Origin of the sequence: Ochrobactrum sp. BTU2 (assembly GCF_024539785.1) — a bacterium.
Taxonomy (GTDB): Bacteria; Pseudomonadota; Alphaproteobacteria; order Rhizobiales; family Rhizobiaceae; genus Brucella; species Brucella anthropi.
On sequence record NZ_JAHWRG010000006.1, the window covers coordinates 82382 to 108998 of the forward strand.

The following is a 26617-nucleotide window of genomic DNA, read 5'->3' on the forward strand; positions in this document are numbered from 1 at the left end:
AATCGCGCCTGCGGGACGGGCATCTTTGAAAAGATTGTAATAATCACCCGCCCGATAAGCAACAAATGAGGGGCGCATCTAAACGTTCATGCACCGTTATCGGTGCAAAAACGGCTTTTCGGTGATTGTTCTACAGCTTTCCACACAACTCAATCGATTAGTCGCGGACAGTTTATTGCCCAAAAGTCATCGGTTTATTGACTCCTTATACGCAGGTGCTATGTGTCCCGATGCCTTCTGGAGCGTGATCCCGAAACGCATGAAGCCGTTTTGGACACGGATCGTGCTCAGGCAAAAGGCATCGCCGCAACCCCGTTAACCCCTCCCAAGGAAAGACGGCTGAGACCATGACCAATTCCGACAAACAAAACCAGATGGCCAACGCGATCCGCTTCCTCTCTATGGACGCGGTAGAGAAAGCCAATTCGGGCCATCCCGGCCTGCCGATGGGTGCAGCCGATATAGCGACGACGCTTTATACCCGTTTTCTCTCGCACGACCCGCAGAACCCGCACTGGCCGGATCGCGACCGTTTCGTGCTCTCCGCAGGCCACGGCTCGATGCTGCTCTATTCGCTGCTCTATCTTTCGGGCTACGAAGACATCACCATCGACGAGATCAAGAATTTCCGTCAGCTCGGTTCGCGCACAGCAGGCCATCCGGAATATGGTCACGCCGCCGGTATCGAGACGACGACCGGCCCGCTCGGACAGGGTATCGCCAATGCCGTCGGCATGGCACTTTCCGAACGTATCCTCAATGCACAGTTCGGCGACAGCCTCGTCAACCATTACACCTATGTGATTGCCGGTGACGGCTGCCTCATGGAAGGCATCAGTCAGGAAGCCATCGCGCTTGCCGGTCATCTGAAGCTGAACAAGCTGATCGTGTTCTGGGATGACAACAACATCTCGATCGACGGCCCGGTCACGCTTTCCGACAATACCAATCAGCCAGCCCGTTTCGCCGCTTCCGGCTGGAACACCATGGCTGTTGATGGTCACGATCAGGATGCGATTGCCAAGGCAATCGAACTGGCCAAGGTTTCCGACAAGCCGACGCTCATCGCCTGCAAGACGACCATCGGCTTCGGCGCACCAAACAAGGCTGGCACCAACAAGGTGCATGGCTCGCCGCTCGGTGCTGAAGAAATCGCTGCAACCCGCAAGGCGCTCGGCTGGAATGCTGAACCCTTCGTCGTTCCGGCAGAAGTGCTGGACGGCTGGCGCGTTGCCGGTCTGAATGCCGCCAGGAAGCGTCAGGAATGGGAAAAGCGCTTTGCTGCCGTCGAAGCGGACACCCGCGCTGAATTCGAGCGCCGGATGCGTGGCGACCTGCCTTCCAACTTCGATGCAACCATCATCGAATACAAGAAGAAGCTGTCCGCGGACAAGCCGAAGGTCGCAACCCGCAAGTCTTCGGAAATGGCACTGGAAGTCATCAATGGTGTCGTGCCGGAAACCATCGGCGGCTCCGCCGATCTCACCGGTTCGAACAACACCAAGACGAGCCAGACCAAGGCCATAACGCCGGAAGACTACGGCCAGCGTTACGTCCATTACGGTATCCGTGAGCACGGCATGGCAGCAGCCATGAACGGCATGACGCTGCATGGCGGGCTGATCCCTTACGGCGGCACCTTCCTGACCTTCTCGGATTATTGCCGTCCGGCTATGCGCCTTTCCTCGCTGATGGGCATCCGCGTCGTTTACGTGATGACGCATGACTCCATCGGTCTTGGTGAAGACGGCCCGACCCACCAGCCGGTAGAACAGCTTGCCGCCTTGCGCGCCATTCCGAACCACAATGTGTTCCGCCCTGCCGACGCTGTCGAAGCGGCTGAATGCTGGCAGATTGCCCTGCAATCGAAGAAGACGCCATCGACGATGGCTCTGACTCGCCAGAACCTGCCAACGGTCCGTACCGAGCATCGCGACGAAAACCTTTCGGCTTTCGGCGCCTATGAACTTGCTGCGGCAAGCAAGGATGCCAAGGTGACGATCTTCGCGACCGGTTCGGAAGTGGAAATCGCACTCAAGGCCCGCGACCTGCTGGAAGGCAAAGGCATTGCCACCCGTGTCGTTTCGGTTCCTTGCTTCGAGCTTTTCGAACAGCAGAGCGATGCCTACAAGACCGCGACCATCGGCAATGCGCCGGTCAAGGTGGCGATCGAAGCGGCAATCTCACTCGGCTGGGAACGCTTCATCGGCGAGAACGGCATATTCATCGGCATGAAGGGCTTCGGCGCTTCGGGCGAGATCAACGATCTCTACAAGCATTTCGGCATCACGGCAGAACATGCCGCTGAAGCTGCGGAGAAGAAGCTCAACGCCGCATGATTTTAAGAACGCCGGCGTCGTAAAAACGCCGGCGTTTGAGTTTCCATTCCAGTCCGGCCGGACGAATCCTGTTCGATTTGTCCGTTCCGACGGAGTTTTGAAGCACTGCATGTGCAGTACCCTATCGGGAGATTAAGAGAAAATGGCAGTTCGCGTCGCAATTAACGGTTTTGGCCGCATCGGCCGCAACATCCTTCGCGCCATCGTCGAGTCGGGCCGCACCGATATTCAGGTCGTGGCCATCAACGACCTCGGCCCGGTCGAAACCAACGCACATCTTCTGCGTTATGACAGCGTTCATGGCCGTTTCCCCAAGGAAGTTAAGGTTGCAGGCGACACCATCGACGTCGGCTACGGCCCGATCAAGGTTCATGCCGTTCGCAACCCGGCTGAACTGCCGTGGAAGGAAGAAGGCGTCGATATCGCTCTGGAATGCACCGGCATCTTCACCTCGCGCGACAAGGCTGCGCTTCATCTTGAAGCTGGTGCAAAGCGCGTCATCGTTTCGGCTCCTGCCGACGGCGCGGACCTGACTGTCGTCTATGGCGTCAACCATGACAAGCTGACCAAGGACCATCTGGTCATTTCGAACGCTTCGTGCACCACCAACTGCCTTGCCCCCGTGGCTCAGGTTCTCAACGATGCTATCGGCATCGAAAAGGGCTTCATGACCACGATCCACTCCTATACGGGCGACCAGCCGACGCTGGACACCATGCATAAGGATCTCTACCGCGCGCGCGCAGCAGCTCTTTCGATGATCCCGACCTCGACGGGCGCAGCCAAGGCTGTCGGCCTCGTTCTGCCGGAACTGAAGGGCAAGCTCGACGGCGTTGCCATCCGCGTTCCGACCCCGAACGTCTCGGTTGTCGACCTGACCTTCATCGCCAAGCGCGCAACGACCGTCGATGAAGTCAACAACGCGATCCGTGAAGCCGCCAATGGCCGCCTCAAGGGTATCCTCGGCTACACAGATGAGCCACTCGTCTCGCACGACTTCAACCACGACTCCCATTCCTCGGTCTTCCACACGGACCAGACCAAGGTTATGGAAGGCACCATGGTGCGCATCCTGTCGTGGTACGACAATGAATGGGGCTTCTCCAGCCGCATGGGCGATACCGCTGTCGCCTTTGGCAAGCTGATCTAAGCCTCCGACCATGTTTCGCGCCCTTCTCCCCACCGTTGCGCGCTGGCGTCCGCTGGAAGGAGAAGGGCTCGAACATCTCAATATCGGCCCCGCAGGCCGCACGATCCGTGCTGAAAGCGTGGTGATTGGCGACCGCGGAGACAATCCCTACGGCGTGCGCTACAGCATCGACTGCAACAGCGTCTGGCATGTCCTCCATTTCCTGATCGAAACTACAGCCGGGCACCGGCTGGAGCTTGTTTCCGACGGCGACGGTCGCTGGAGCACGATGGCTGGCGATGCATTGCCGGAGTTCGATGGCTGCATCGATATCGATCTGGCAGGAACGCCCTTCACCAACACGCTGCCCATCCGCCGCCTTGGCCTCACACCGGAAAGCGGCACCGTTCAGCTCGACATGCTTTACGTGCCGTTCGACAGTTTCCGTCCGCTGCGCGACCAGCAGCGTTATACCTGCCTTGAGGAAGGGCGGCGCTATCGCTACGAGGCCGCCGACCGCACCTTCACCGCCGAATTGCCCGTCGACGAGGACGGGCTTGTCACCGACTATCCAACCCTTTTCCGGCGCCTGCCTGTTTGAGCTCTCCTGCTCCACCGGCACCCGAAAGACAGTTCTGGGAGAAAGATCATGAGTTTCCGCACTCTCGACGATGCTGACGTCAAGTCCAAGCGCGTACTGGTCCGCGTTGACCTCAACGTGCCGATGGCGAATGGCGAAGTCACCGACCTGACCCGTATCGAGCGTATCGTTCCGACCATTGCCGAGCTTTCCAGGAAAGGCGCAAAGGTAGTTCTGCTCGCCCATTTCGGTCGCCCCAAGGGCGTTGCTTCGGACGAAAATTCGCTGAAGCATGTCGTGAAGCCGCTCTCCAAGGTGCTGGGACCCCATATTTCTGGCCGGAGTGTCCATTTTGCCGAAGACTGCATCGGCGAACACGCCAAGGCCGCCGTTGATGCACTGAAGGACGGCGATGTCCTGCTTCTGGAAAACACCCGTTTCCACAAGGGCGAGGAAAAGAACGATCCGGAATTCGTCGCGGCTCTGGCAGCCAATGGCGATCTTTATGTGAACGACGCGTTTTCGGCTGCCCACCGCGCCCATGCTTCGACCGAAGGCCTCGCACACGTCCTGCCCGCCTATGCGGGACGCGGCATGCAGGCCGAGCTTGAAGCGCTGGAAAAGGGCCTTGGCAATCCGGCTCGTCCGGTTGTCGCCATCGTCGGCGGCGCAAAGGTTTCGACCAAGCTCGACCTCTTGTCCAACCTGATCGAAAAGGTTGATGCGCTCGTTATCGGCGGCGGCATGGCCAATACTTTCCTGGCAGCGCAGGGACACGATGTCGGCAAATCGCTCTGCGAGCACGAGCTGGCCCACACCGCCCGCGAAATCATGGCCAAGGCCGAAACCACCAAATGCGCGATCATCCTTCCGGTCGATGCTGTCGTGGGCTGGCACTTTGCAGCCGATACGCCGAACAAGACCTATGGAGTCGATGCAGTTCCAAGCGACGGCATGATTCTCGATGCCGGGGCACTCTCGACCGATCTGATCGCCTCGGCCATCGATGATGCGGCCACGCTTGTCTGGAACGGTCCGCTCGGTGCGTTCGAACTGCGTCCGTTCGACACCGCGACGGTCAAGACCGCAAAACACGTCGCCGCCCGCACCAAGGCTGGCAAGCTGGTTTCGGTCGGCGGCGGCGGCGATACGGTCGCAGCCCTCAATCATGCTGGCGTAGCCGACGACTTCACCTATATCTCGACCGCAGGCGGCGCCTTCCTCGAATGGATGGAAGGCAAGCCCCTCCCCGGCGTTGATGTGCTGAAGAAGTAGAGCATTTCCAGCAAAAGCGTGAAGCGGTTTTGCGCGGAAGAATGTATAAGAACAAATAAAGCCCCGGAAATCCGGGGCTTTTTCTTCATGCTTTGGGGGTCAGCTTCAGGAGACGTCCCGGATTGTCATCCTCGATCAGCCAGATGGCCCCGTCGGGACCGACAGCCACATCGCGGATACGGTTTTCCATTTCAAAGCGCTCGGCTTCGTCCGCCTTGCCATCCTTGTCGATCACGACACGCACCAGCGACATGACCGAAAGCCCTCCGATCAAAGCCGAGCCGCGCCATTCGGGGAACATGTCTCCCTCGTAAAAGGCAAGCCCGGCCGGAGCGATAACCGGCGTCCAGTACACCAATGGCGGCTCGAATTCCGGACGTGTGCTATGGCGCGGGATCGGCCTGCCGCTATAATTGTCGCCATTGGAAACAACAGGCCAGCCATAATTAAGACCGGGCTTGATGAGATTGAACTCGTCACCGCCACGCGGGCCCATCTCGTGCTCCCAGAGCTTTCCATCGGGGCCGAAGGCCAGTCCGTACGGGTTGCGATGGCCGGTTGACCAGGTCAATGCCCTTACACCTCCCGCATCCGCATGCGGATTATCCTTCGGCACGGAACCATCGAGATTCATGCGGAGAATTTTCCCCATGGGAGCCTCATCGTCCTGCGCGGTTGCAGGCAACATGCGGTCGCCGACGGAAAGGAACAGATGTTTGCCATCCGGCTCGAATGCAATAATGCCGCCCGGCTGTCCGCCGCGAGCCACCGCATCCTGTTTCCAGATCGTGGTCTTGTCCTGCAGCGCTGCCTTGCCGTCACCTTCATCCAGCACAGCGCGCACCAGAACGACGCTGCTGCCGTTCTTCGCCGGTTCGTTATAGGAGAAGTAGACTGCCTTGCCCTTTTCGAAATCCGGAGCAGGCGCAATATCGAGCAGGCCGTTCTGGCCACTGAATGCCACTTCCGGCACACCATCGACAGCAGTTTTGTCACCCGATTGCGTGACGATGAAAATCTTGCCGCCCTTCTCCGTCAATAAAAGTCTGCCATCGGGCAGAAAGGCGATAGCCCAGGGCGTATCGAATTCGGCAACCGACGTTGCAGTAAACGGAGCACTTGCTTCGGCCTTCCTGCCACCGGCATTGATGCTCTCAGCCGAAACATCCAGCACCGGCAGGACAACCATTGATGCTGCCAGAACAAACGGCAGGCTCAAAAGGGCGCGTCGCATATCTCCTCCTCAAATCTGGACAATGGAAAACGGGCGAGGTTTTTCTCACTGGTTTCTTACATGGGGGTTGAGAGGCGGATATCAAAACGAGTTTCGGGAAAAACCTGAGATAACCAATCTGACGGCGTTTAGGAAAACTTGCTTCACCTAAACCGTTTGAATTTTTTTCAACCGTTTCAATGGCTTGCGCTCGCCATAGTTTTAACCAACACTCCCTCATCGCTTTGATAGAAGGAGCATTGCATATGACTGAACGTCTTGAAGACATTGCGATTGCACTGGTGGCAGCAGGAAAAGGTATTCTCGCCGCCGATGAAAGCTCGGGCACCATCAAGAAGCGCTTTGACTCGATTCATCTCGCCTCGACGGAAGAAACGCGCCGCGACTATCGCGAAATGCTGTTCCGCTCGGACGAAGCGATGAAGAACTATATTTCTGGCGTCATTCTCTATGATGAAACCATAAGGCAGAAGGCCAAGGATGATACACCGCTTGTCGAAATCATCCGCAAGGCGGGTTCTATTCCGGGCATCAAGGTCGATGCTGGTGCCAAGCCGCTTGCTGGTTTCGACGGTGAAACCATCACAGAGGGGTTGGACGGTCTGCGCGAACGGCTCAATGAATATTACGCACTTGGAGCCCGTTTCGCCAAATGGCGCGCAGTGATCTCGATTTCCGATGGCCTGCCCAGCTGGGGCGCGGTGAAACAGAATGCACAGGCGCTCGCCCGCTATGCAGCGCTTTGCCAGGAAGCAAACATCGTCCCGATTGTCGAACCCGAAGTGTTGATGGACGGCCGACCGGGCGATCATACCATCGACCGTTGTTACGAAGTGACGGAATGGGTTCTGAAGACAGTGTTTACGGAACTTTACGATGCTCGCGTCAGGCTCGAAGGTATGATCCTGAAGCCGAATATGGTCATCGACGGCAAGAAAACGCGCAAGGCTTCCGTCGAGGAAGTGGCGGAGAAAACTGTCCGCTGTTTCCGCAACACAGTTCCGGCAGCAGTGCCCGGCATCGCCTTCCTTTCCGGCGGCCAGACAGGCGAGGAAGCGACCGCCCACCTTTCTGCGATGAATGCGGGCTTTGACATGCCGTGGAAAATGACTTTCTCCTATGGCCGTGCCCTGCAGGCGGCAGCGCTGGACGCCTGGGGCGGCAAGGATGAAAACATCGCTGCTGGTCAGCGGGCTTTCGCACATCGGGCAAAGATGAACGGTCTGGCTGCCACCGGCGGCTGGAAAAAAGATCTTGAAAAAGCAGCCTGACTTGTCTTGAGAAACAAGAGCCCGGCCATGTCAGCCGGGCTTTTCTTCAGCCTTCGTGCAAGTGGAACCCCACCGCCAGTGCCATGATCAATATGGCGATGACTGCGATCTTCCAGAAATCGCCGCGCTGCTTCAGGCCCGGCAGGCCAAGCGGTTTGATGATGTGCAGCCCCATCAGAAGAACAAGCAGCACAGGCAGAATTTTGGTCACAAATCACCTCTCTGCCTCCTTGTGACGCAGACAGGCCGTCGCTGCAAGATGCGTGTAACAGACACAACCCTTTTACCGACAAGGTTCCATCTTCATCTTAAGTTTCATGGACGAGCCGCCGCCGGGCGGCGTAAACTGCATGCGGAGGTGATGAAAAGCGCATGGAGGAGATAGACCAGAACAGGTCGATCTTGCGCTTTCGTCAGCAGACTAATCAGGAAGCGACAACCGCCCGACGGGTGGCGTTGCGCATGCTTCTGGGAGGAAGAGCATGACTTCGAAATATGCCGAAACCTATGCCGCATGGCAGGCCGATCCTGAACGTTTCTGGGCTGAAGCGGCGCAGGCAATCGACTGGTTCAAGCCATGGGACCAGGTTTTTGCGGGCGACGAAGGTGTCTATGGACGTTGGTTCAAGGGTGCGCAGTGCAACACCTGCTATAATGCGCTCGACCGCCATGTCGCCAAAGGGCGCGGTGAACAGGTTGCGCTCATCTATGAAAGCCCCGTCACCGGCACGATGCGCAAATTCACTTATCGCGAACTGCTGGAAGAAGTGGAAGCGCTGTCCGCCGTCATGCTCGACAATGGTGTATCGAAAGGCGACCGCGTTCTGATCTATATGCCGATGGTCCCCGAAGCGGCTGTCGCCATGCTGGCATCGGCCCGTATCGGTGCAGTCCATTCCGTCGTCTTCGGCGGATTTGCCGCCACTGAACTCGCAACCCGTATTGACGACGCCAAGCCAGTCATGATCATCACCAGTTCCTGCGGTATCGAGCCTACCCGCATCGTGCCCTATCAGGCCATGCTCGATAAGGCGATTTCACTTGCGCAGCACAAAGTCGATCATTGCATCATATTGCAGCGCGAGCAGCACCGGCACGAACCGGTAGCAGGACGTGACCTCGACTATCGCGAGGCCGTTGATGCCGCGCGCGGTCGTCATGTTCCCTGCACGCCGGTTGATGCTACCGACCCGCTTTACGTACTCTACACGTCCGGCACGACCGGTGAGCCGAAAGGCGTCGTGCGCGACAACGGCGGACACATGGTGGCGCTTGACTGGTCCATGAAGAATGTCTTCGGCGTGAAACCGGGACAAGTATGGTGGGCCGCATCCGATGTGGGTTGGGTGGTTGGCCATTCCTACATCGTTTATGCCCCGTTGATCCATGGCGCGACCAGCATCCTGTTCGAAGGCAAGCCTATCGGCACACCCGATGCTGGCACCTACTGGCGCATCATCGCCGAACATGGCGTTGAAGTAATGTTCACCGCACCGACGGCGCTGCGTGCAATCAAGAAAGACGACGCGGACGGCAATTTCGTGCGTCGCTACGACCTTTCAAAGTTCCGCGCCCTCTATCTCGCTGGCGAACGCGCCGATCCCGACACGATTCACTGGGCAGAAAATCTGCTGGGCTGCCCGGTGATCGATCACTGGTGGCAGACGGAAAGCGGCTGGCCGATGGTCGCCAATCCGCTCGGCCTCGGTCTTCTGGAAACCAAATACGGCTCACCCGCTGTCTGTCTTCCGGGTTACGATATCCGCGTGCTGGACGATGAAGGCCACGAAGTCGAGCGCGGCCAGCTCGGGAATGTTCTCATCAAGCTGCCCCTGCCGCCCGGTTGCCTGCCAACACTCTGGAACGCCGATGAGCGTTTCCGCAAAGCCTATCTGAACGAGTTCCCCGGCTACTATAAAACCGCCGATGCCGGCTACATGGATGAAGATGGCTATCTCTACATCATGAGCCGCACTGACGACATCATCAATGTCGCTGGCCATCGCCTGTCGACCGGGGCGATGGAGGAGGTACTTTCCAGCCATCCCGATGTTGCCGAATGCGCTGTGCTTGGTATTTCGGACCCGGTTAAAGGTCAGGTGCCTTGCGGCTTCCTCGTGCTGAAATCCAACATCGACCGCGATCCGCAAGAGGTCGAGAAGGAATGCGTCAGCATGGTGCGTGACGTCATCGGACCTGTTGCAGCCTTCCGGCTGGCGCTGACCGTAAAGCGTCTGCCCAAGACGCGGTCTGGCAAGATTCTACGGTCAACCATTCAGAAGATTGCCGACGGCGAAGAATGGAAGATGCCGGCCACAATCGATGATCCGGCTATTCTGGACGAAATCAGCACCGTTCTGCGCGAGCGTCACACCGGTCTCGCCTTCGCCTGATCTTAACCGTCCCGACTATTGACCGGCGGTTTCCGCCGGTCCACTCTCCATGCAAATTGGAGATCGATCATGCAATTAGAAGGCAAGGTGGCAATCGTCACCGGCGCTGCCCGCGGTATTGGCTATGCCATAGCAAAGCGCTTCCTGATGGATGGCGCAAGCGTAGTCCTGTCCGACATCGACAACGCCGCCGCCATGCGCGCAGCCAAGGATCTGGAGCAATTCGGCCCGGTTCGCCATATGGCGGCGGATGTGGGGGACAAGCTCGATGTCCACAATCTCCTGACCTTCACCATCACCAATCTGGGTGAGGTTGATATTCTCGTCAACAACGCGGGTATCGTGCATCAGGCGGATTTCCTTGACCTCAAGGAAGAGGATTTTGACCGTGTCATGCGTGTCAATCTCAAAGGCGCGTTTCTGTGCGGACAGGCCGTGGCAAAACGCATGGTGGAGCGAGTCGAATCGGGCGGTGATCCAGGCACGATCATCAACATGTCATCGGTCAACGCAATCTTCGGTTTGCCGGAGCAGCTCGCCTATTCCGTTTCCAAGGGCGGATTGAACCAGCTGACACGTACCATGGCAGTAGCGCTCGCCCGTTGGGGGATTCGCGTCAATGCCATCGGCCCCGGCTCCATCGAGACCGACATGCTTTCCGCCGTGAACACAGACGCCGATGCCCGCAACAGGATTCTATCAAGAACACCACTGGGTCGCATAGGCCAAGCCTCTGAAATTGCTTCGATAGCGTCTTTTCTTGCATCGCGGGATGCGAGCTATGTAACAGGCCAGACCATCTATGCGGATGGTGGGCGTCTGCCCCTCAGCTATACAGCAGCACCACGCTATAAGGCATGATGTTGCGGCCCCGCTATATTAGGAAGATAATGAAATAAGGATTTGCTCCTGACAGAAAGCTGTCAGGAGGGGTGTGCGATACTGCGTATCCAAGGATGAGGGAGATTTCACCATGGCACTCGCAATCGCACCATTGATCGCAGTTTTGAAGGAATACAGGCGCAGGCATGATGAACGCCGTCGTTTCATTCGCACCGAGCGTGTGATCGATGGACTGCCGAAAGACCTGCGCAAGGATCTGGGCTGGCCGGATCGCTATCTGGAACAGCGCAACACCAAATACTGCAACGGAGAATAAAACGGAATGCGCCGTGCAGACCGCCTTTTCCAGATTGTTCAGCACCTGCGCGGTGGCAGGCTCGTCACCGCGCGCCAGCTGGCCGAGCGGCTGGAAGTCTCCGAACGCACCATCTATCGCGATATTTCCGATCTGCAGTCGACTGGCGTCCCCATCGATGGCGAAGCCGGTGTCGGCTATATTCTGCGGCAAGGCTTCGAACTCCCGCCGCTTATGTTCACGCGCGATGAAATCGTCGCTCTGGTTGCCGGGGCGCGCCTCATCCGCGCCTGGGGCGGCGTTTCCATGGCGCGTGGTGCAGAAGAGGCTCTGGTCAAGATCGAAGCCGTTCTGCCCAAGGAAGAACGCGCTCGTATCACAAGTACTCAGATACATGCGCCCACGGCCCGCATCAGCATGGACGAACGCCGTATCATCGACGCGGTGGAACGCGCCGTCGATCAGGGCAATGTACTCAATATCCGCTATCGAGATCTGGAATCGCGCGAAAGCGAGCGTGATATTCGCCCGCTTGGTCTGTGGTTCTGGGGCAAGGTCTGGACGGTTATCGGCTGGTGCGAATTGCGCAATGCTTTCCGCACATTCCGGACCGACCGTATCGTTGAGGCCAGCGACGCAGGCCGCCTCTTCCGGGCCGAACGCGGCAAGACGCTGGGCGATTTCTACCGCCTCATGGAACTGAGCGAATATAACGCTTTTAAAGACTGATCATTGCCTTCCAAGCCCAAGATGACCGCTAAGCCGTTCTGGGACTGGCTCTTCTATCGCTTTCCGAGCAGAATGAATTGTATGAACTTTCAAATGAGTTCGGTTCTGACGCGATCTGGCTAACGTTGACGGTCGACAGATATGGCAAAATGCCCGTTCGGTTGATCTTTGAACCCGCGTCCTTGCTGCTGTTTCTGCCGGTGTCACACTCAGAATATGTGGAACGGCTCTGCTTCGCACGCCGATATGCTTGAAGCAGATCGACGCGCGAAACTAGAGAGGAATTTTTGAACCCGGCTTATTTCGTCAGAGCGGCAATGCGATCAAGAGCGCTTCCAAAACCTTTGAGCGAGACCTTGAAAGCAACTGGCTGGCTGGGTTCAAGTGCGGTGGCAGTGATATTGAGATTGGCTGCCGTCTTGAGCTTACCGACTTGCTTGGCATCGAAAGAAAGTGGCGCCAGACAACCCTGCGGCAGGCAGGTCGAGAAGGTGAGCGCGGGTGCTTCTCCCTCGTCGATCTTCAATGTGGCGCCCTTCGCCAGATTCAACCCAAACGGCATCAAAAGCACGCCTTCAACCTTGCCGCCAGCGACATTGCGCAGTTCGACCGTCAGGACACGCTGGCCAGTCTGGGAGGAGTTCTGCATCTGGTTCATGATGCAGTTTGTGCTCTCTTTCTGCGCCTGGCAGGAGATGGACCAGTCCTGATAGGTTTCTGTGAGGGTGCTGGCGCCTCCGGGTAACGGCGCTGCCGAAGCTGTTGCCGTGAGAGCCAAGAATGCGGCGGCGGAGAGGAACGAATAACGATAGTTCATAGAAATGCCCTTGTGAAAATATTGTTTTGATGCGCCCCTGTAATGAATGCCAGGGACACTTGATCGTTTTCATCGCCTACAGACGATGGTGGAAGTTCCATGCGACTGGCGAATGCGTTAGGGCGCGTTTCGATTTGATCGATTCAGATCGACGCTTTGTTTGTTTTAAAGCGCATCTTGTCCGAAAGCCGCTTCACACTTTTCGGAATACGCTCTAATTGACGGTAGCTTTCGTTTGTCCGCGCAGTTGCTCAATCTGGGCCGTGATCTTGCTTAAATCCTCGTTGAGGAAGTCCTGCTCACGCTGGCGCAGCCATTGGTCCAGTTCCGGCTTGGTCGCTTGAGACGGCGCATTAGCGGCATTCAGCAGAAGAAGCGGAAAGGTTTCCTTGAGGAACTTTTCCCGGGCGCCACCCTTCTTTTCATCTATGGCGCAAACCATGGAGATCGCCGCATTGGCTATCGCCTCGGTTGCTTGCAGACGCGCTGCAAGGTTCAGGATCAATTGATGAAGGTGTTCAATATCGGTCATGGTTTTATCCTGACTGGCTGGTGTTGTATTCTGGTATGGAAATCAGTTCGTGGCCCGGCGCAACCTTGTCCGTTACGATGAGCACGCTCTCAACACAGTCGCCGCGTGGCTACACGATGCTAACGATGCCGGCCGTGCTGATGCCTGCGAACCACAGCAGAGCTTTCGGCGTAGGCAACTGTCCAGAAATATCCTCGACCAGAGGGGCAAATGCCCGCAGTACAAATCTTGGATATGGTCAGGCGCGTGCCAGGCCGCCACCTCAGATCGATGAACGGCTCGGACCGGACAAGGTCACCACCCGCGTCAACAAAGGCCGCCATCGGTCTTTCCTTTCTCGCATTCAAAGTGAGGCTCCCGGTCCTCCATTGGAGTTTCGGGAGCCTCAGATTGCAGAGCTCATAGCCCAGGCCTGGGTCTTACCACTTCAACTTGAAGCCGACGGTTGCCTTAAGAGCATAGCTGTCAGCGAAGTGATTGAGTGAGGTGTTGATCGAGCCCTCACCATAGACGGCGTATTTCTGGTCCGCCCAGGCATAGGTGCCACCGGCACCGATGCCTGCCCAGGTCTTGTCGTTGTCGGTGTCGATATCAACACCGGCCACGTTGATACGCATTCCGCCAAGGAAGGACTGGTAGAGGTTGGCGACACCATAGACCGAGGTGTTGACCATGAGGCCGTCTTCACCCGTCCAGTCGTTGCGGTAGTTTGCAGCAAGGCCAAGACGCGCCGTCAGGCTGTTGGAATTGTCGAGACCAACCCGGTTACCCATAATGTCCTGGAAAGCGTCCGCATCCAGCGACGACCACATCAGCTGCGCCTGCGGCGTCAGCGACCAATGATCATCGATGGCGACACGCTGGCCTGCTTCCACACTCATGGCATAACCGAAGGCCTTCGCGCCGGTAGCCAGTGCCGAATTCATATCATCGGAAGACAGGTCATTATCGAACCAGGTAAGCTGGCCCTGCGTGTCTACATAGAAGCCATTGTTGCCATACCAGGTCGCTGTTGCACCAAGGCTCCAGGCACGCGTGTCGGTATAGCCGTCACCGAAGAACGAGCTGGTATTGCCATGGGCCGTACCGTACTGCCCGGTGATGCCAGCAACCAGTTTTCCGTTGTCATCCTCGTAGAACTGACCGTCAACGCCTGCCTGCATGATGAAGGTATTGATGTCCTGCTTCATGCCGGTGACGCTTTGCGGTTCAAGCCGGTTATGCGCTCCTTCGATACGCGCCCAGATGCCATTTCCGTCGACCATGGCGCCGTTCGTCTGGCCGTCGCCATTCTCGCCCGTCCAGTACCGGTTGCCCACACGTTCCTGCAAGGTCGGCAACTTGTTCAAGGCCTGCATGTTCTGGCCGTACCCCTGATAGACCGGCACGCCAGCGCCATAACGGGGACCATTGTTGTCTGGGTTGTTTGGTTCCGTATCACCATAACGGCTCACGAGATACCAGTTACCATCCTTGTTACCACTGCCCGATCCTTGCTGCAGTGTATAGGCATAGGCGCCAGCCCAGATAGCCTTCTTGTTATCCTTGGTTGTGTAATCGCTGACAAGCGAGAAGGTACCATTGGACTGCCCGGCAACATCGACAACTTCGATACCGTTGACCGTCTGGCCACCAAGCCCACCACGATTAACTACTTGCAGATTGGTAGTGCCTGAGGTGTCACCAGCAACCTTCAATCTGTCGGTCTTGGAGTTGTCGTCACCAAGCACCGTGTTGATGACGAGGGTGCCATTGGAGCCGGTGTAGTTACCAGCTACCGTCAGAGTGGTTCCGGCTGTCATGTCACTCAGAGTAACAGTGCCACCATTGTCGAGGGAGGCCACAGTCGTATCGTACCCGCCAATATCCAGCGTCCCGTTGCGCGTCGTCGTATAGGCCGATGCCGAACTGAATGCACCTTGGCTTCCCTGCGCCAGCGTCCCCTGCTTGACAAGCGTTGCACCGGTATACTGGTTGGAACCAGTGAGCGTCAGGTCAGCCGCACCGGATTTGGTGAAGCTGCCAGTGCCGGACAATACGCCGCTATAGGTCGAGTCCGCAGCTTCATTGACGGTGAAGGTTCCTGAGCCAATGTTGACCGTTCCGGCCCCACTGAGACCGCCAACCGTGTTGCTGGTACTTCCGAGATCTACTTTGCCATTATCCCCGACAGTCAGGACCCCGGTGCCGAAAGCATTGTCACTGCCCGCCTTTACGGTACCGCTGTTGACCGTCAGCCCGCCGCTGAAGCTGTTGTTTCCGCTCAACGTCAGAATTGTATTCGCACCGTCCTGAGTGACCTTGCCACCGCCGGCAATATTTCCGGCGAAATTGTAGTCCCCCCCCTGCTTGAAGGACAACGTTCCCTCTCCGTTAACATCATTGGCAACTGTCACGTCACCTTTTATGTCACCCGAGTTGGTTCCGTCACCAAGCTGGAGCACACCGTTGCTGACGGTTGTTCCGCCGGTATAGGTGTTCTGTCCGGTAAGGACCAGTTTGCCGAGTTCGGTTTTATCGAGACCCTGGTTGCCGGTAAGCACGGACCCGATGGTTGCAGTCATCGCGGCGCCATCGACGGTTCCATCGCCAACCGCAATGATCGGCGCTCCCGTCGTGCTCGTCAGGTTGAGAGAGCCGCCATTAATCACATAACCATCGACAACGAAGCGCATACCGGCCGCATTAACCTGTCCAGCAGTGTCATCGACAGTGACATTACCCTTTTTGCCACCGAAGAAAGCGAATGAGCCATCATCGAAAGGCGCAAGCACACTGGCCTTATCGTCGGACCAGTTTTTATTGGTCGCGCTCCAGGTACCATCACCTCCGACAATGTTACCACTTTCGATATCGGCGATAGTCCCTTCCCCGTTCCAGTACTGAACCTTTGCGCCATAGGTGTTCACGATATAGACTGAGCCGGTATAGGCGGTCACGACCGACATACGGTCCTTCGCCGCCTGTCCTCCCGGTACGGTACCGAACGAAAGGCCATCATCCGTCAGTGTGCCATCATAGGTGAACAGTTTGTAGGTCCCTGAACCGAAACCGCCAGTATCGACCACATTGAGGGTACCATCCATCGTCAGACTGCCATCCACATGGAAAGCAGCCTGCTGGGACACGCTGCCCCACTGGACGCTGGTTGTGCTATTAGCGGCGAGGGTCAGATCACCTCCGATAGTCAGCGTCTGCCCGCCTTTACCGTAGAGAGTTCCGCTTGCCACATCGACATTGCCGTCGATCTTGCCAGCACCGCCAACTCCGGCTGTGCTGTTGACGAGATTTACATTGCCGCCCAGTTCATTGTCGACCTGCAGATAGCCGTTGTTGACAGACGCGGTCCCGGTAGCGGCACTTGCGTCACCGTTGATGATCAGCTTGCCGCTTCCATCCTTCGACCAATCCGTGGTTCCGGTCATATTGCCAGCCAATGTCAGGTCGGCATCGTTCTGGAATGTCGCTCCGGCATCGCCAACAACCACATCACGGTCCATCGTGAACTGCGCGGTATTCTGCAACGTGCCATTCTTGATTGTCAGAGAACCGCTTGTGTCGCCCATATTGGCGTCAGCCGAAACAGCCAGCGTTCCGCTGTTGATTGTGGTGCCACCGCTATAGGTGTTGGTGCCCTTCAATGTCAGCGCGTCACTGCCGGACTGTTCGACATTGCCGAAACCACTGATCGTTCCCGCAAAGACCGGATTGCTCGACATGTCGAAGACAAGCGTGCCGTTATTGTTTGCATCTGCACCGGTATTGACATTGCCCAGGATTTTTCCGGTTGTCCCGCCATTACCAAGCTGGAGCGTGCCGCCAGCTATTGTTGTATCGCCAACATAAGTGTTGTCCTTGGCCAGAACCAGTGTTCCAGCTCCGCTCTTCGTCAGGCCGCCATTACCTGAGACAACGCCGTCAACAATCGTGTCATTGACCGTGTCATCCGTTTCGATCGTACCGTTGCCTGCTCCGAGAGCAAAGGCGCGGGCACTGGCAAAGCCTTGACTGTATTTGAGAGTCCCACCGTCAATACTAACCTGACCGCTAACATTGCCGAGGTTGTTCTCGTTGCTTACGGAAAGCGTTCCGGCCGTGATCGATGTGCCGCCGCTGTAAGTGTTGTTCCCAGTGAGGATCGTTTCGCCGGTACCCTTCTGCGCAAACTGACCGGCCCCTGAGATCACGCCACCGAAGGTAAATGTTCCAGTTTTGTTAATAGCGAATGTTGCTATCTGCGGCCCTTGGGCATCGACGGAAATTCCATCAGCTTCATTGATCGTGCCGCCGTCGCCGAGTTCAAGCGAACCCTGCAGAACATCCGTTCCACCAGTATAGGTGTTGGCACCTGTTAGAACCAGAGTGCCATAATCGGTTTTCTGCAGGCCTTCCGTACCAGCAATCGGCGCTGCGATCGTGGCCGTCATGGCCTTGCCGGCATCGGTTGTATCCCCTACACGAATGATGGGTTTATCAGTTGAGGGAGTGTTTGGGTCATGAGCAAGTGTGATGGGATTGTTACCGGTCAGACTATATCCGTCCGCTTGGAACGCCATACCGGACGCTTGAATACCCGTATCAACGGCTACTGTTCCAGCCGGCCCGTTAAAGAGAGCAAACTCATAGTTGTTCCAGAGACCTGTAATGCCTAGATCGTTTGAGTCATGCCAGCTCGGATCAGTCTGGTTCCAAGTGCCGTCGCCACCCTTCCAGGTATTCAGAACAACACCAGCAGAGTTCATAATGTTTATTTGCTTGTTAACATCATCATAGACAATATAGGCATCAGATGATTGGCCGCCCGGTACGGTACCTATCTTCAAGTTTGCGGGATCGGTTCCGGTAGCTGTGCCCTGATAATCAAACAGGCGATAGGCTCCGGGGCCGAAACCGCCAAAATCCTGAATATTCACGGTACTGCCTTGGAAGCTCAGCGCACCTTGAACATTAAACAGACCTGTGCTGTTCGGAGCTCCGTAAGCAACCTGTATCGTGCTGCCTGCCTGCATAGTCAGGCTACCACCGAAGGTCAGTGTCGCGCCATCCTGGCCCTTCAGCATTCCGGCAACCGTGGTATTGCCTCCGATTGTGCCGCTACCACCAAGGGTTCCACCGGCTGCCACACTCATTGATGATGCTGCGCTGCCAAGGGTGCCATTCACATAGAGACTTCCTGCGGTGACATTCGTTGTTCCTTCGAAGGCACTGCTATCAGCCGTGAACGTCGACGATCCCTGCCCGTTCTGCTCCAGAATGCCGCTACCGCTTAAGACATCATCAAAATTAATGTTGGTATCTGCAGCAGCATCAAAAGCGAGCGTGCCATCGTTCAACACATCGCCTGCGAGAGAACCATTATTCGATCCATCACCGATCTGTAACTTTCCACCACTATCGATGGTCGTACCGCCGTCGATAACCGCAGAACCTGTCAGAATCGTCGTGCCTGCACCAGTCTGCTCCAGTTTTCCGCTTCCGGCGATATCACCTCCATAGGTCAGTGTGTCCCGGTTGAAGATCAGAGTGCCATTGTTCTCGATATTGCCCGTCAGACTCCCGCGCAAACCGTCATCGCTGCCGATCTGCAGTATTCCCTGCTCAATGGACGTTCCGCCACTATAGGTATTGGTTCCCGAAAGCGTAAGCTTGCCTAGGCCAATTTTAGTCAGTCCGCCCGTACCGGTAATATCGCCCGCCAGTTCTGGACTGTTCATCAAGGTGTCGATTGTGCCGCCCGCGGCCTGAAGCGCAATCTCACGGTTCGACTTGAAATCGCTGCCAGTGATCTGGAGCTCGCCGCCATTGAAGGAGAGGTTGCCTGTCGAAGCTCCCAGATTGTCATCGCTGCCGACCTGCAGCACACCGTCATTTATAGACGTACCGCCCTTATAGGTGTTGACACCTTCGAGTACGAGCGCGCCTTCACCAGCTTTCGTGAGACCGCCATCACCGCTGATCACCTTGCTGATCGTCGATGTTCCCTCATCAGTCTGGATCGTCGCATCCCCGTTCAGCGTGAAGGTGCGGTCCATTGTAACGCCATTTGCCAACTCAAGCGTGGTGCCACCAGCCATGGTGACGGAACCACTCGCCTCGCCAAGATTGGCATCGGCACTGATCTGCAGAATACCGCCGTTGATCGTCGTGCCGCCAGCATAGGTGTTGGTCCCCGACAGCGTAAGCAAGCCGCTACCTGTCTTCGTCAGACCACCGGTACCGGATACAACAGCAGCAAGCGTGTTGCTGTTCGTTCCGGTGTCGACAACACCACCATCATTGAGAGTAACAGCGTGGCTGAACGCAAAAGAATTTGTCAGCTTAAGGGTCGCACCGTTGGCGATACTTAGCGCACCGGTGCCCAGATTGTCGTCTTCGCTGATAGCAAGTGTTCCAGCCGTGATCGAGGTGCCGCCACTATAGGCGTTTTGACCGGAAAGGGTGATGGTGGTACCCGTTCCCGATTGAACGACCGACCCCGTTCCGGAAATGACCCCGGTAAACTCCTGATCTGCACTGCTGCTAAATTCGAGAGTACCATCATTGGTCACATCACCTGTTATCCAGCCAGCACCGCTGAGACGAAGCGTACCCTCCTTGATGAAGGTATTGCCGCTGTAGGAATTGCCGGCATTTGTCAAAACCAGTGTTCCAGTGCCGTCTTTCGTCAATTCGCCAGTGCCGGAGAGAATACCACCAAGTGTGCCCGTATTGCCCTGGGTGTCGATCAGACCTCCCGCATCGTTGATTGTCATGGCTCTTGCAGTCGTGACATCAGCGGACAACTGTAGTGTTCCACCGTTGAAAGTGACCGCACCGCTGGTTGCACCAAGATTTTCATCTTTGCTGATCTGAACGATACCGCCGTCAAGGAACGTGCCTTTGTAGGTATTGGTCCCTGCAAGAACGAGTGTACCCACGCCGGACTTGTGCAATTCACCACCACCGACGACACCGCTCAGTGTGCTGGTACCCGCCATGGTATCAATAGTGGAACCCGTCGTTCCCAGCGTAATGCCTCTGGCGCTCGTCACGCCCTGGCTGAACTGCAGTTCGGCTTCACCGTCAATCGTGACGGCTCCCGTAGCTATACCAAGATTGGTATCGTCCGAAATCTGCAGGATACCCGCCTTGATATCGGTTCCACCTTGATAGTCATTTGTTCCGCTAAGAACCAGGGTACCCGTTCCAGCCTTGTTCAACGCACCGGTTCCGGTCAGCTTGCCGGTGAGTGTGTTGACGCCATCATCAAAAACATCAATCGTGCTATTGGCATTGGTGAGTTTGATGCCACGCGTGGTATCAAAACTTTCATCCAGACGCAGGGTCGCATCACCGATGATAATGCTGTTGCTGACATCCTGGCCAAAGTTCGCATCTTCAAAAACCGCCAGCGTACCGCCATCAATTTCGGTATCGCCGGTATAGGTGTTGATACCGGTCAGGGTAAGTGTGCCGGAACCTGTCTTGGTAAGGTTGCCTCCGTCGATCACGCCTGAAATCGAATTGTCATTCCCATTCGTATCAATTGTCGCCCCGGTGCCGTCAAGCGTCAGGTCATGCGTCATGATGAAAGCATCACCAAACTGCAACGTCGCATCCTTGACATACAAATGGCTCGTGGGATTTCCCAGATTGCTATTGTCGCTGATCTGCAAGGTGCCAGCATTCACATGCAAATTGCCGGTGAACGTATTGTCACCGCCCAGAACAAGCGTTCCCGTGCCCGACTTGTTGAATTGCCCGGTGCCATCAATGACACCTGTAATCGTATCGTTGTAAGTGCCTGTATCGATGGTACCGCCAGAGGCGCCAATCGAATAACCTCGCGTCGATGACAGATCAGCAGCAAACTGAAGTGCACCGCCATCGATATCGACGACGCCTGCAACATTGCCAAGATTATTGTCGGCAGCAACGATCAGGCTGCCGCCCAGAATATCCGTGCCGCCACTATAGCTATTGGCTCCGGCAAGCGTCGTCGCGCCAGTGCCCTTCTGAACCAGCGTTCCGCGACCATCAATTATGTTGCCCAGCGTGAAATTGTCGGAACGATCGATCGCCAGAACTGGAATATATTCCTCATCTGATTTTCCCAACGTGATGCCGCCGGTGACGCTGCCGGTCGTTCCGCCGTCCCCAAGCTGAAGCGTACCAGCCTGAACGGTGGTCTGGCCCGTGTAATCATTGGCTGCAGTGAGTATCAGGGTACCAAGATCGGTTTTTTCCATACCGTCTGTACCGGATAGTACCGCGTTAATGGTAGCCGAGAAGTCTGACGATCCGGCATCACCCACACGTATGATAGGCGCATCTGTAGAACCACTTGCTAGCGTCAGTGGATCCCCGTTAATTATATAACCATCAGTATAAAAATTCATACCTGCAGTAGTAACCGGACCGCTAACCGTAACCGTACCGGCTTGGCCGCTAAACATCGCATATTGAGTAGCAACCCAACTTGCATGCAGACCGCCATCTACATCTGTCCAGTTTGTTGTCGCCGCGTCCCAGGTACCGTCGCCCCCCGTCACCGATGAACCAGAGCTGGTTACAGAACCATCCCAATATCCGAGAACCATTCCCTGATGATTTGTGAGATAGAAATCATTGCCATCGCTATGGAGATCAATATCTCCAGCAACTACACCTTGTGGAAGAGTGCCTACTTGCAATGTACCAGAAACCGTTCCGCCAAAATGGAACAGGTTGTACTGACCCGGGCCAAAACCACCGAGAGAACTGATATTCACTGTATTGTTGTTTAAGTTCAGATTGCCACTAACGTTGAACAGCGTACCCGCACTGGCATCGAATGCACCGTAGGACACATTCAGCACACCTCCCGAAGCAAGCGTCAGGTTGCTTCCGAAGTTAAGCGTTGAACCTTGTGCTCCTATAAGTATGCCACCGCTGTTGATCGTCGTATCGCCGCCGATAGTACCTTCACTACCATTACCGCTAAGCGATGCACCGCTCGCAACCGTAACAGTTCCGGTACCAAGCTTCCCGTCGACGACAAGCCCCCCCGCGCTCACCGTCGTGGCACCGGAGAAGGCCGAGTTGTCTCCGCTTACAGTGAGGCTGCCCGTGCCCTGCTTTTCCAGCGTACCAGTGCCGCTGAGAACATGGGTGAAATCAATATTATTGCTGCGATCGACAATCAATTTACTGTTGTTGACGATATCGCCGTTGATAGAGCCAGTGCCGCCGCCATTGCCGATCTGAAGCGTACCTGCCGAGATGGTGGTCGTACCTGCATAATCATTGTTGCCGGTGACTGTCAGCTTGCCCGCACCGCGTTTTTCAAATGTACCCGAGCCACTGATCTTCTTGTCATAAGAAAGATCGTCCGAACGGTCCACGATAAGCGCCGCATTGTTTACAATATCGCTGTTGAGTTTTCCGCTGGTGCCGCCGGCGCCCAGCTGAAGCGTACCGCTGTCAATCGTCGTAAGACCAGTATAGGTGCTATCACCCGTCAGAATGAGCGTGCCCGTACCAATTTGCTTCAACGAACCTGTGCCGGTGATTGTGCCAGAGTACGTGTAGGAATCGGAACGATTGAACGCCAGAGTGCCGCTGTTGGTGACACTACCAGATATGGCGCCGGTAGCTGCGCCGTTACCAACCTGCAGCACACCACGCTCAATCACAGTATTGCCGGTATAGGTGTTTGCACCAGTCAGAATCGTAGTACCAGTGCCGCTTTGTTTCAGTACACCGGAACCACTGACCACTCCTGAGAATGTACTTGAGTCACTGCGGTTGAACGCCAGCGTTGCGTTGTTGACAACATTTCCCGTAATCGATCCAGCAGCCGCCCCGCTACCGAGCTGCAATGTACCTGCGGAAATTGTCGTGCCACCACTGTAAGTATTGGCGCCCGTCAGAACCAGCGTTCCGCTACCCGTTTTGGTCAGCTTGCCTGCGCCGCTTACAACACCACTGAGCGTATCCGCATCAGTGCCCGTATCGATTGTGCCGTTCTTGTTGGTAATACTGAATGCACGCCCGGACGTGATCGTACCTGCAAGGCTGAGCGTGCCGCCATCCAGTGTCACGTTGCCGGTTGTCGCACCAAGCTTGGCATCGCTGGCGACCTGCAGTGTGCCACCGCTGATGGTCGTCCCGCCGGAATAGCTGTTCGTACCGTCGAGAATGAGCGTACCGGTTCCACTCTTGACCACCGAGCCAGTACCGCTGATGCTACCGGAATAGGTCTTGTTGTCGCTGCGGTTAAAGTTCAATGCACCGTTGTTCGTGACCGCGTTGCTGGCAAGCCAGCCAGTCGTACCGCCATTGCCGACTTGCAGGGTTCCGGCGGAAATCGTTGTTGCGCCCGTATAGGTGCTGTCGCCCGTAAGCGTCAGCGTTCCGGCACCCAACTTGGTGAGACTACCGCCACCGCTGATGACGCCAGCATAAGCCAAGTCATTGGAACGATTGAAAACCACCGAACCACTATTGGCTATATTGCTTACAATCGAACCCGTTGTGCTGCCATTGCCGATCTGCAACACGCCTGCTGCAACCGTCGTCGGCCCCGTCGCGCTGTCGGCGCCGGTCAGAATCATCGTGCCCGCGCCCGTCTTGGTCAGCGCACCCGCGCCACTGATGGCGCCTGAAAAAATGCTGCTGCCAGTGACCGTTTCGATCGTGCCGCCGCCTGCGCCAAGCGTCACGGCGCGCGCATTGTCGAAGGCAGACGAAAGACGCAGCGTGCCGCCGTTGAGGTTCAGACCGCCAGAGGTGGCGCCAAGATTGCCATTCGAACCGGCAACCAGCGTGCCGCCATTGATATTCGTGCCACCCGTATATTGATTGGTTCCAGACAGAACCAATGTGCCAGCACCAATCTTGGTCAGAGCACCGCCCGCGCCAAGATTCTGGGCAACAGTGAAAGTATTGCCCGCTGTGCTCACATCGAACGTGCCGCCACCCGCACCCCACGTGATCGCGCGGCTCGTTGAGGTGTAAGTCGTTCCCGTAATCTGAAGCGTGCCACCATTGAACGTCAGCCCACCTGTCATCGCCCCGAGGGCAGAGTCGGCAGCAACGGAGAGAACACCACCCTTTAAAGTCGTTCCGCCTGAATAGGTATTTGCACCCGTCAGCGTGATCGTGCCAGTGCCGGCGCGGGTCAATCCACCTGTGCCGGAAATAATGCCAGCGTAGCTTGTGGATGTTGCACCGTCGATCGTGAGCATATTCGCGCCCAAGACGACCTTGCCGCTTGTTCCTTCCAGCGAGCCTATCGAAAAATCGGTAGTACGCGTACTGCCGCTTATATCAAACGCACTACCGGCTCCGTCAGTCTTGACCCGGGCACCGGCTGCCGTAGCCGCCCCGGTGAATGAAAGCGTGCCTGAACCTTGTGCAAGCAGCCTGGTGTTGGTTGCAGCGGTGGCGCCCTTGAATTCAACGACACCGCTCGTGCTGGCTGAAATCACCGTCCATGCCCCATCTCCGAGCGTGATGGTCGACGCGGTGGCGAAGTCTATTCCGTCAAAAATAATATTAGCATCTGACCCAACGGTCCCGAACGCAGCCGCATTATTGCCCAAAATCGACATTGTTCCCGGCAAGGCATCGGCACTATTTCCGCTCGTGAACGTTTTGGTGGCGCCATTTTGAACGAGAACACCATATGCAGTCGCCCCCGTCGTGGATATTGAAGTCCCCGCATTCATCCGAACATCTGAACCGGCGCCCTGTATCCAGACACCATGTCCATTCGCGGAAACAGTCGAGATACCGACGTTTTTAAGAGTAATGCTGGCCCCATAGTTAACCACGACTGCTTGTGCCCTGGCTGCCCCCGTCGCCTTTGTTTCAATCTGTGTTCCAGTGGCCGTAATTGAGCTGCCCGCTCCAGTCGCATAAAGGCCAAGGCCGCCCGAGCCTTCCGTCGAGACATTCGCACTACCGATTGTCAGCTGCCCACCGCCGCTTACTAAAACACCTCTTCTGTCGTCAGATTTGGCCGTGATCGTGACGCCATCACCGATTGTTGCAGCTTTTCCGCCTGCAATAACCACAGCATCCCCCCCGGTGGCCGTAATCTGAGTAGTGGCGCCCGTGATCGAAAGGGAGGAGCCCGCATTCTTGCCAGTATAATAGACTGCGGTTGCAGCACCTGTGGTGATGGTGCTGTCTTGAATTGTCAGAACCCCTTCTTCACCATAAGCACCATAGGCACCTGCTGTCGTGATAGAGCTGCCATTGGATAAAGTCAGGCTACCGGCCGTATTCACAAGGACACCGTAGGCTGTATTGCCAGTTGTACTGATGGTAACCTTATTTAAGTTGGCTACCCCCGTCGCTCCAGCAGACAATACCCCTCCGCCACCCGTAGTACTCTGAGAATTAATCACAACATTCGTTAAGTTTACGGTGCCGCTATCGGCGTACCCCCCGTAGGCGTTATCTCCAGAGACAGTAAATGTACCGCCATTAACGGTCACCTTACCTCCAGAACGCCCTCCCGCAGCCGTACCTGTCGAACCCGTCGTTATGACAGTGACGTCAGTGGCATTCAGAACGGAATTGGCACCCTTTGCAAACAAGCCCCAGGCATCGACCCCGCTTGTCGTGATTTTGTTATTGCCAAGAGCAGTGATCGTAGTCCCATTATCAACTCGAAACCCATCGGCACTGTCAGCCGTCGTAGTGACAGTGTCACCTGCATTCAGGTTCGTATTCTTCACCTGGGTCGTATAGTCCGTCGCTGCCGCCCGATGACTGCTTAGCGCCAGACCGGAAACAGAGAGCGCCAGCACCAGCGCCACCTGCGCCAAAAGACTGCCGCCACGCTCTAGCCTGCCTTCGACAGCTCCGCTCGCCTGCCCCAAGGTAAAAGCGCGCGCCCAAGGAGCACGTTCAATTCCACGCATCGACATCTCGATCCGACCTTCCCGAGAAACGCGGGTCTGGGTGTTCTCGTCGCGGAATTTTCCAGCAAAGCAGCAGTCGTTCATGCCGTAAGGCCCCTTGGCAAAAGCGCGTTGCAACGCGCAAAAAAGACATCTCTAATCAACATTATAGTGAAACATCATTTTCCATCTCGTAATAAAAGGTGGAATCAAGGCCACTATTTTTAAAATAATTCCGTTATTTCATCAAAATATGCTAGCAGTCAATGCCTTAACAAGACGTATAAGCTCTATTATATTTTAGTTAT

General features: G+C 56.2%; 14 protein-coding genes. 9 read left to right on the forward strand and 5 right to left on the reverse strand.

All coding sequences use genetic code 11. The features are described 5' to 3' along the window. Positions 1–347: 347 nt before the first annotated feature. From tkt to KWJ32_RS18945, 4 genes are all read left to right on the forward strand, one after another. The gene (tkt, locus tag KWJ32_RS18930) at positions 348–2339 is read left to right on the forward strand and encodes a transketolase (RefSeq protein ID WP_012091321.1); all 1992 of its coding nucleotides are present in this window, start codon (positions 348–350) and stop codon (positions 2337–2339) included. Between the two features lie 142 nt (positions 2340–2481). Continuing rightward, positions 2482–3489: a type I glyceraldehyde-3-phosphate dehydrogenase gene (gap, locus tag KWJ32_RS18935; protein ID WP_010661401.1), complete on the forward strand. Its 1008-nt coding sequence runs from the start codon at positions 2482–2484 to the stop codon at positions 3487–3489. Positions 3490–3499: 10 nt separating this feature from the next. After that, on the forward strand, positions 3500–4069 hold the full coding sequence (locus tag KWJ32_RS18940) for a putative glycolipid-binding domain-containing protein (protein WP_010661402.1): 570 nt from the start codon (positions 3500–3502) through the stop codon (positions 4067–4069). Between the two features lie 48 nt (positions 4070–4117). Next, positions 4118–5323 carry a phosphoglycerate kinase gene (locus tag KWJ32_RS18945; protein ID WP_012091320.1) on the forward strand — a complete coding sequence of 402 codons (1206 nt, stop codon included), beginning with the start codon at positions 4118–4120 and terminating at the stop codon, positions 5321–5323. An 85-nt stretch (positions 5324–5408) separates the two neighbouring features. On the opposite strand, the gene KWJ32_RS18950 is transcribed toward KWJ32_RS18945, so the two are convergent. Continuing rightward, the gene (locus tag KWJ32_RS18950; RefSeq protein ID WP_012091319.1) at positions 5409–6557 is read right to left on the reverse strand and encodes a PQQ-dependent sugar dehydrogenase; all 1149 of its coding nucleotides are present in this window, start codon (positions 6555–6557) and stop codon (positions 5409–5411) included. 245 nt (positions 6558–6802) lie between these two features. Here KWJ32_RS18950 and KWJ32_RS18955 point away from each other — a divergent pair, with 245 nt between their 5' ends. Then, positions 6803–7828, forward strand: coding sequence for a class I fructose-bisphosphate aldolase (locus KWJ32_RS18955; protein ID WP_012091318.1), 1026 nt, complete (start codon positions 6803–6805; stop codon positions 7826–7828). Between the two features lie 46 nt (positions 7829–7874). Here KWJ32_RS18955 and KWJ32_RS18960 read toward each other — a convergent pair whose 3' ends face one another. Further along, positions 7875–8039: a hypothetical protein gene (locus KWJ32_RS18960; RefSeq protein ID WP_012091317.1), complete on the reverse strand. Its 165-nt coding sequence runs from the start codon at positions 8037–8039 to the stop codon at positions 7875–7877. Between the two features lie 271 nt (positions 8040–8310). On the opposite strand from KWJ32_RS18960, the gene KWJ32_RS18965 reads away from it, so the two are divergent. The 4 genes from KWJ32_RS18965 to KWJ32_RS18980 all read left to right on the forward strand — a co-directional run bounded on the left by KWJ32_RS18965 (position 8311) and on the right by KWJ32_RS18980 (position 12088). Next, on the forward strand, positions 8311–10221 hold the full coding sequence (locus KWJ32_RS18965; protein ID WP_012091316.1) for a propionyl-CoA synthetase: 1911 nt from the start codon (positions 8311–8313) through the stop codon (positions 10219–10221). A gap of 69 nt (positions 10222–10290) precedes the next feature. Then, positions 10291–11082 (forward strand): glucose 1-dehydrogenase, encoded by a 792-nt coding sequence (locus KWJ32_RS18970; RefSeq protein WP_010661409.1) that lies wholly within the window; start codon positions 10291–10293, stop codon positions 11080–11082. A 112-nt stretch (positions 11083–11194) separates the two neighbouring features. Continuing rightward, the gene (locus KWJ32_RS18975) at positions 11195–11380 is read left to right on the forward strand and encodes a hypothetical protein (RefSeq protein ID WP_012091315.1); all 186 of its coding nucleotides are present in this window, start codon (positions 11195–11197) and stop codon (positions 11378–11380) included. Positions 11381–11386: 6 nt separating this feature from the next. Next, positions 11387–12088: a YafY family protein gene (locus tag KWJ32_RS18980; RefSeq protein ID WP_010661411.1), complete on the forward strand. Its 702-nt coding sequence runs from the start codon at positions 11387–11389 to the stop codon at positions 12086–12088. A gap of 298 nt (positions 12089–12386) precedes the next feature. Here KWJ32_RS18980 and KWJ32_RS18985 read toward each other — a convergent pair whose 3' ends face one another. From KWJ32_RS18985 to KWJ32_RS18995, 3 genes are all read right to left on the reverse strand, one after another. Further along, positions 12387–12905, reverse strand: a complete 519-nt coding sequence (locus tag KWJ32_RS18985) for an invasion associated locus B family protein (protein WP_012091314.1) — start codon at positions 12903–12905, stop codon at positions 12387–12389. 214 nt (positions 12906–13119) lie between these two features. Beyond that, positions 13120–13437 (reverse strand): hypothetical protein, encoded by a 318-nt coding sequence (locus KWJ32_RS18990; protein WP_010661413.1) that lies wholly within the window; start codon positions 13435–13437, stop codon positions 13120–13122. Positions 13438–13856: 419 nt separating this feature from the next. After that, positions 13857–26414 (reverse strand): autotransporter-associated beta strand repeat-containing protein, encoded by a 12558-nt coding sequence (locus tag KWJ32_RS18995; protein WP_151610309.1) that lies wholly within the window; start codon positions 26412–26414, stop codon positions 13857–13859. Between the last annotated feature and the right edge of the window lie 203 nt (positions 26415–26617).

What these genes read in the sequence shown, in the direction of transcription:
- tkt (WP_012091321.1), top strand. Translation starts at nt 348, where the DNA reads ATGACCAATTCCGACAAACAAAACCAGATGGCCAACGCGATCCGCTTC.
- KWJ32_RS18995 (WP_151610309.1), bottom strand. Translation starts at nt 26,414, where the DNA reads ATGAACGACTGCTGCTTTGCTGGAAAATTCCGCGACGAGAACACCCAG.
- KWJ32_RS18955 (WP_012091318.1), top strand. Translation starts at nt 6,803, where the DNA reads ATGACTGAACGTCTTGAAGACATTGCGATTGCACTGGTGGCAGCAGGA.
- KWJ32_RS18980 (WP_010661411.1), top strand. Translation starts at nt 11,387, where the DNA reads ATGCGCCGTGCAGACCGCCTTTTCCAGATTGTTCAGCACCTGCGCGGT.
- gap (WP_010661401.1), top strand. Translation starts at nt 2,482, where the DNA reads ATGGCAGTTCGCGTCGCAATTAACGGTTTTGGCCGCATCGGCCGCAAC.
- KWJ32_RS18945 (WP_012091320.1), top strand. Translation starts at nt 4,118, where the DNA reads ATGAGTTTCCGCACTCTCGACGATGCTGACGTCAAGTCCAAGCGCGTA.
- KWJ32_RS18975 (WP_012091315.1), top strand. Translation starts at nt 11,195, where the DNA reads ATGGCACTCGCAATCGCACCATTGATCGCAGTTTTGAAGGAATACAGG.
- KWJ32_RS18965 (WP_012091316.1), top strand. Translation starts at nt 8,311, where the DNA reads ATGACTTCGAAATATGCCGAAACCTATGCCGCATGGCAGGCCGATCCT.
- KWJ32_RS18950 (WP_012091319.1), bottom strand. Translation starts at nt 6,557, where the DNA reads ATGCGACGCGCCCTTTTGAGCCTGCCGTTTGTTCTGGCAGCATCAATG.
- KWJ32_RS18990 (WP_010661413.1), bottom strand. Translation starts at nt 13,437, where the DNA reads ATGACCGATATTGAACACCTTCATCAATTGATCCTGAACCTTGCAGCG.
- KWJ32_RS18940 (WP_010661402.1), top strand. Translation starts at nt 3,500, where the DNA reads ATGTTTCGCGCCCTTCTCCCCACCGTTGCGCGCTGGCGTCCGCTGGAA.
- KWJ32_RS18970 (WP_010661409.1), top strand. Translation starts at nt 10,291, where the DNA reads ATGCAATTAGAAGGCAAGGTGGCAATCGTCACCGGCGCTGCCCGCGGT.
- KWJ32_RS18985 (WP_012091314.1), bottom strand. Translation starts at nt 12,905, where the DNA reads ATGAACTATCGTTATTCGTTCCTCTCCGCCGCCGCATTCTTGGCTCTC.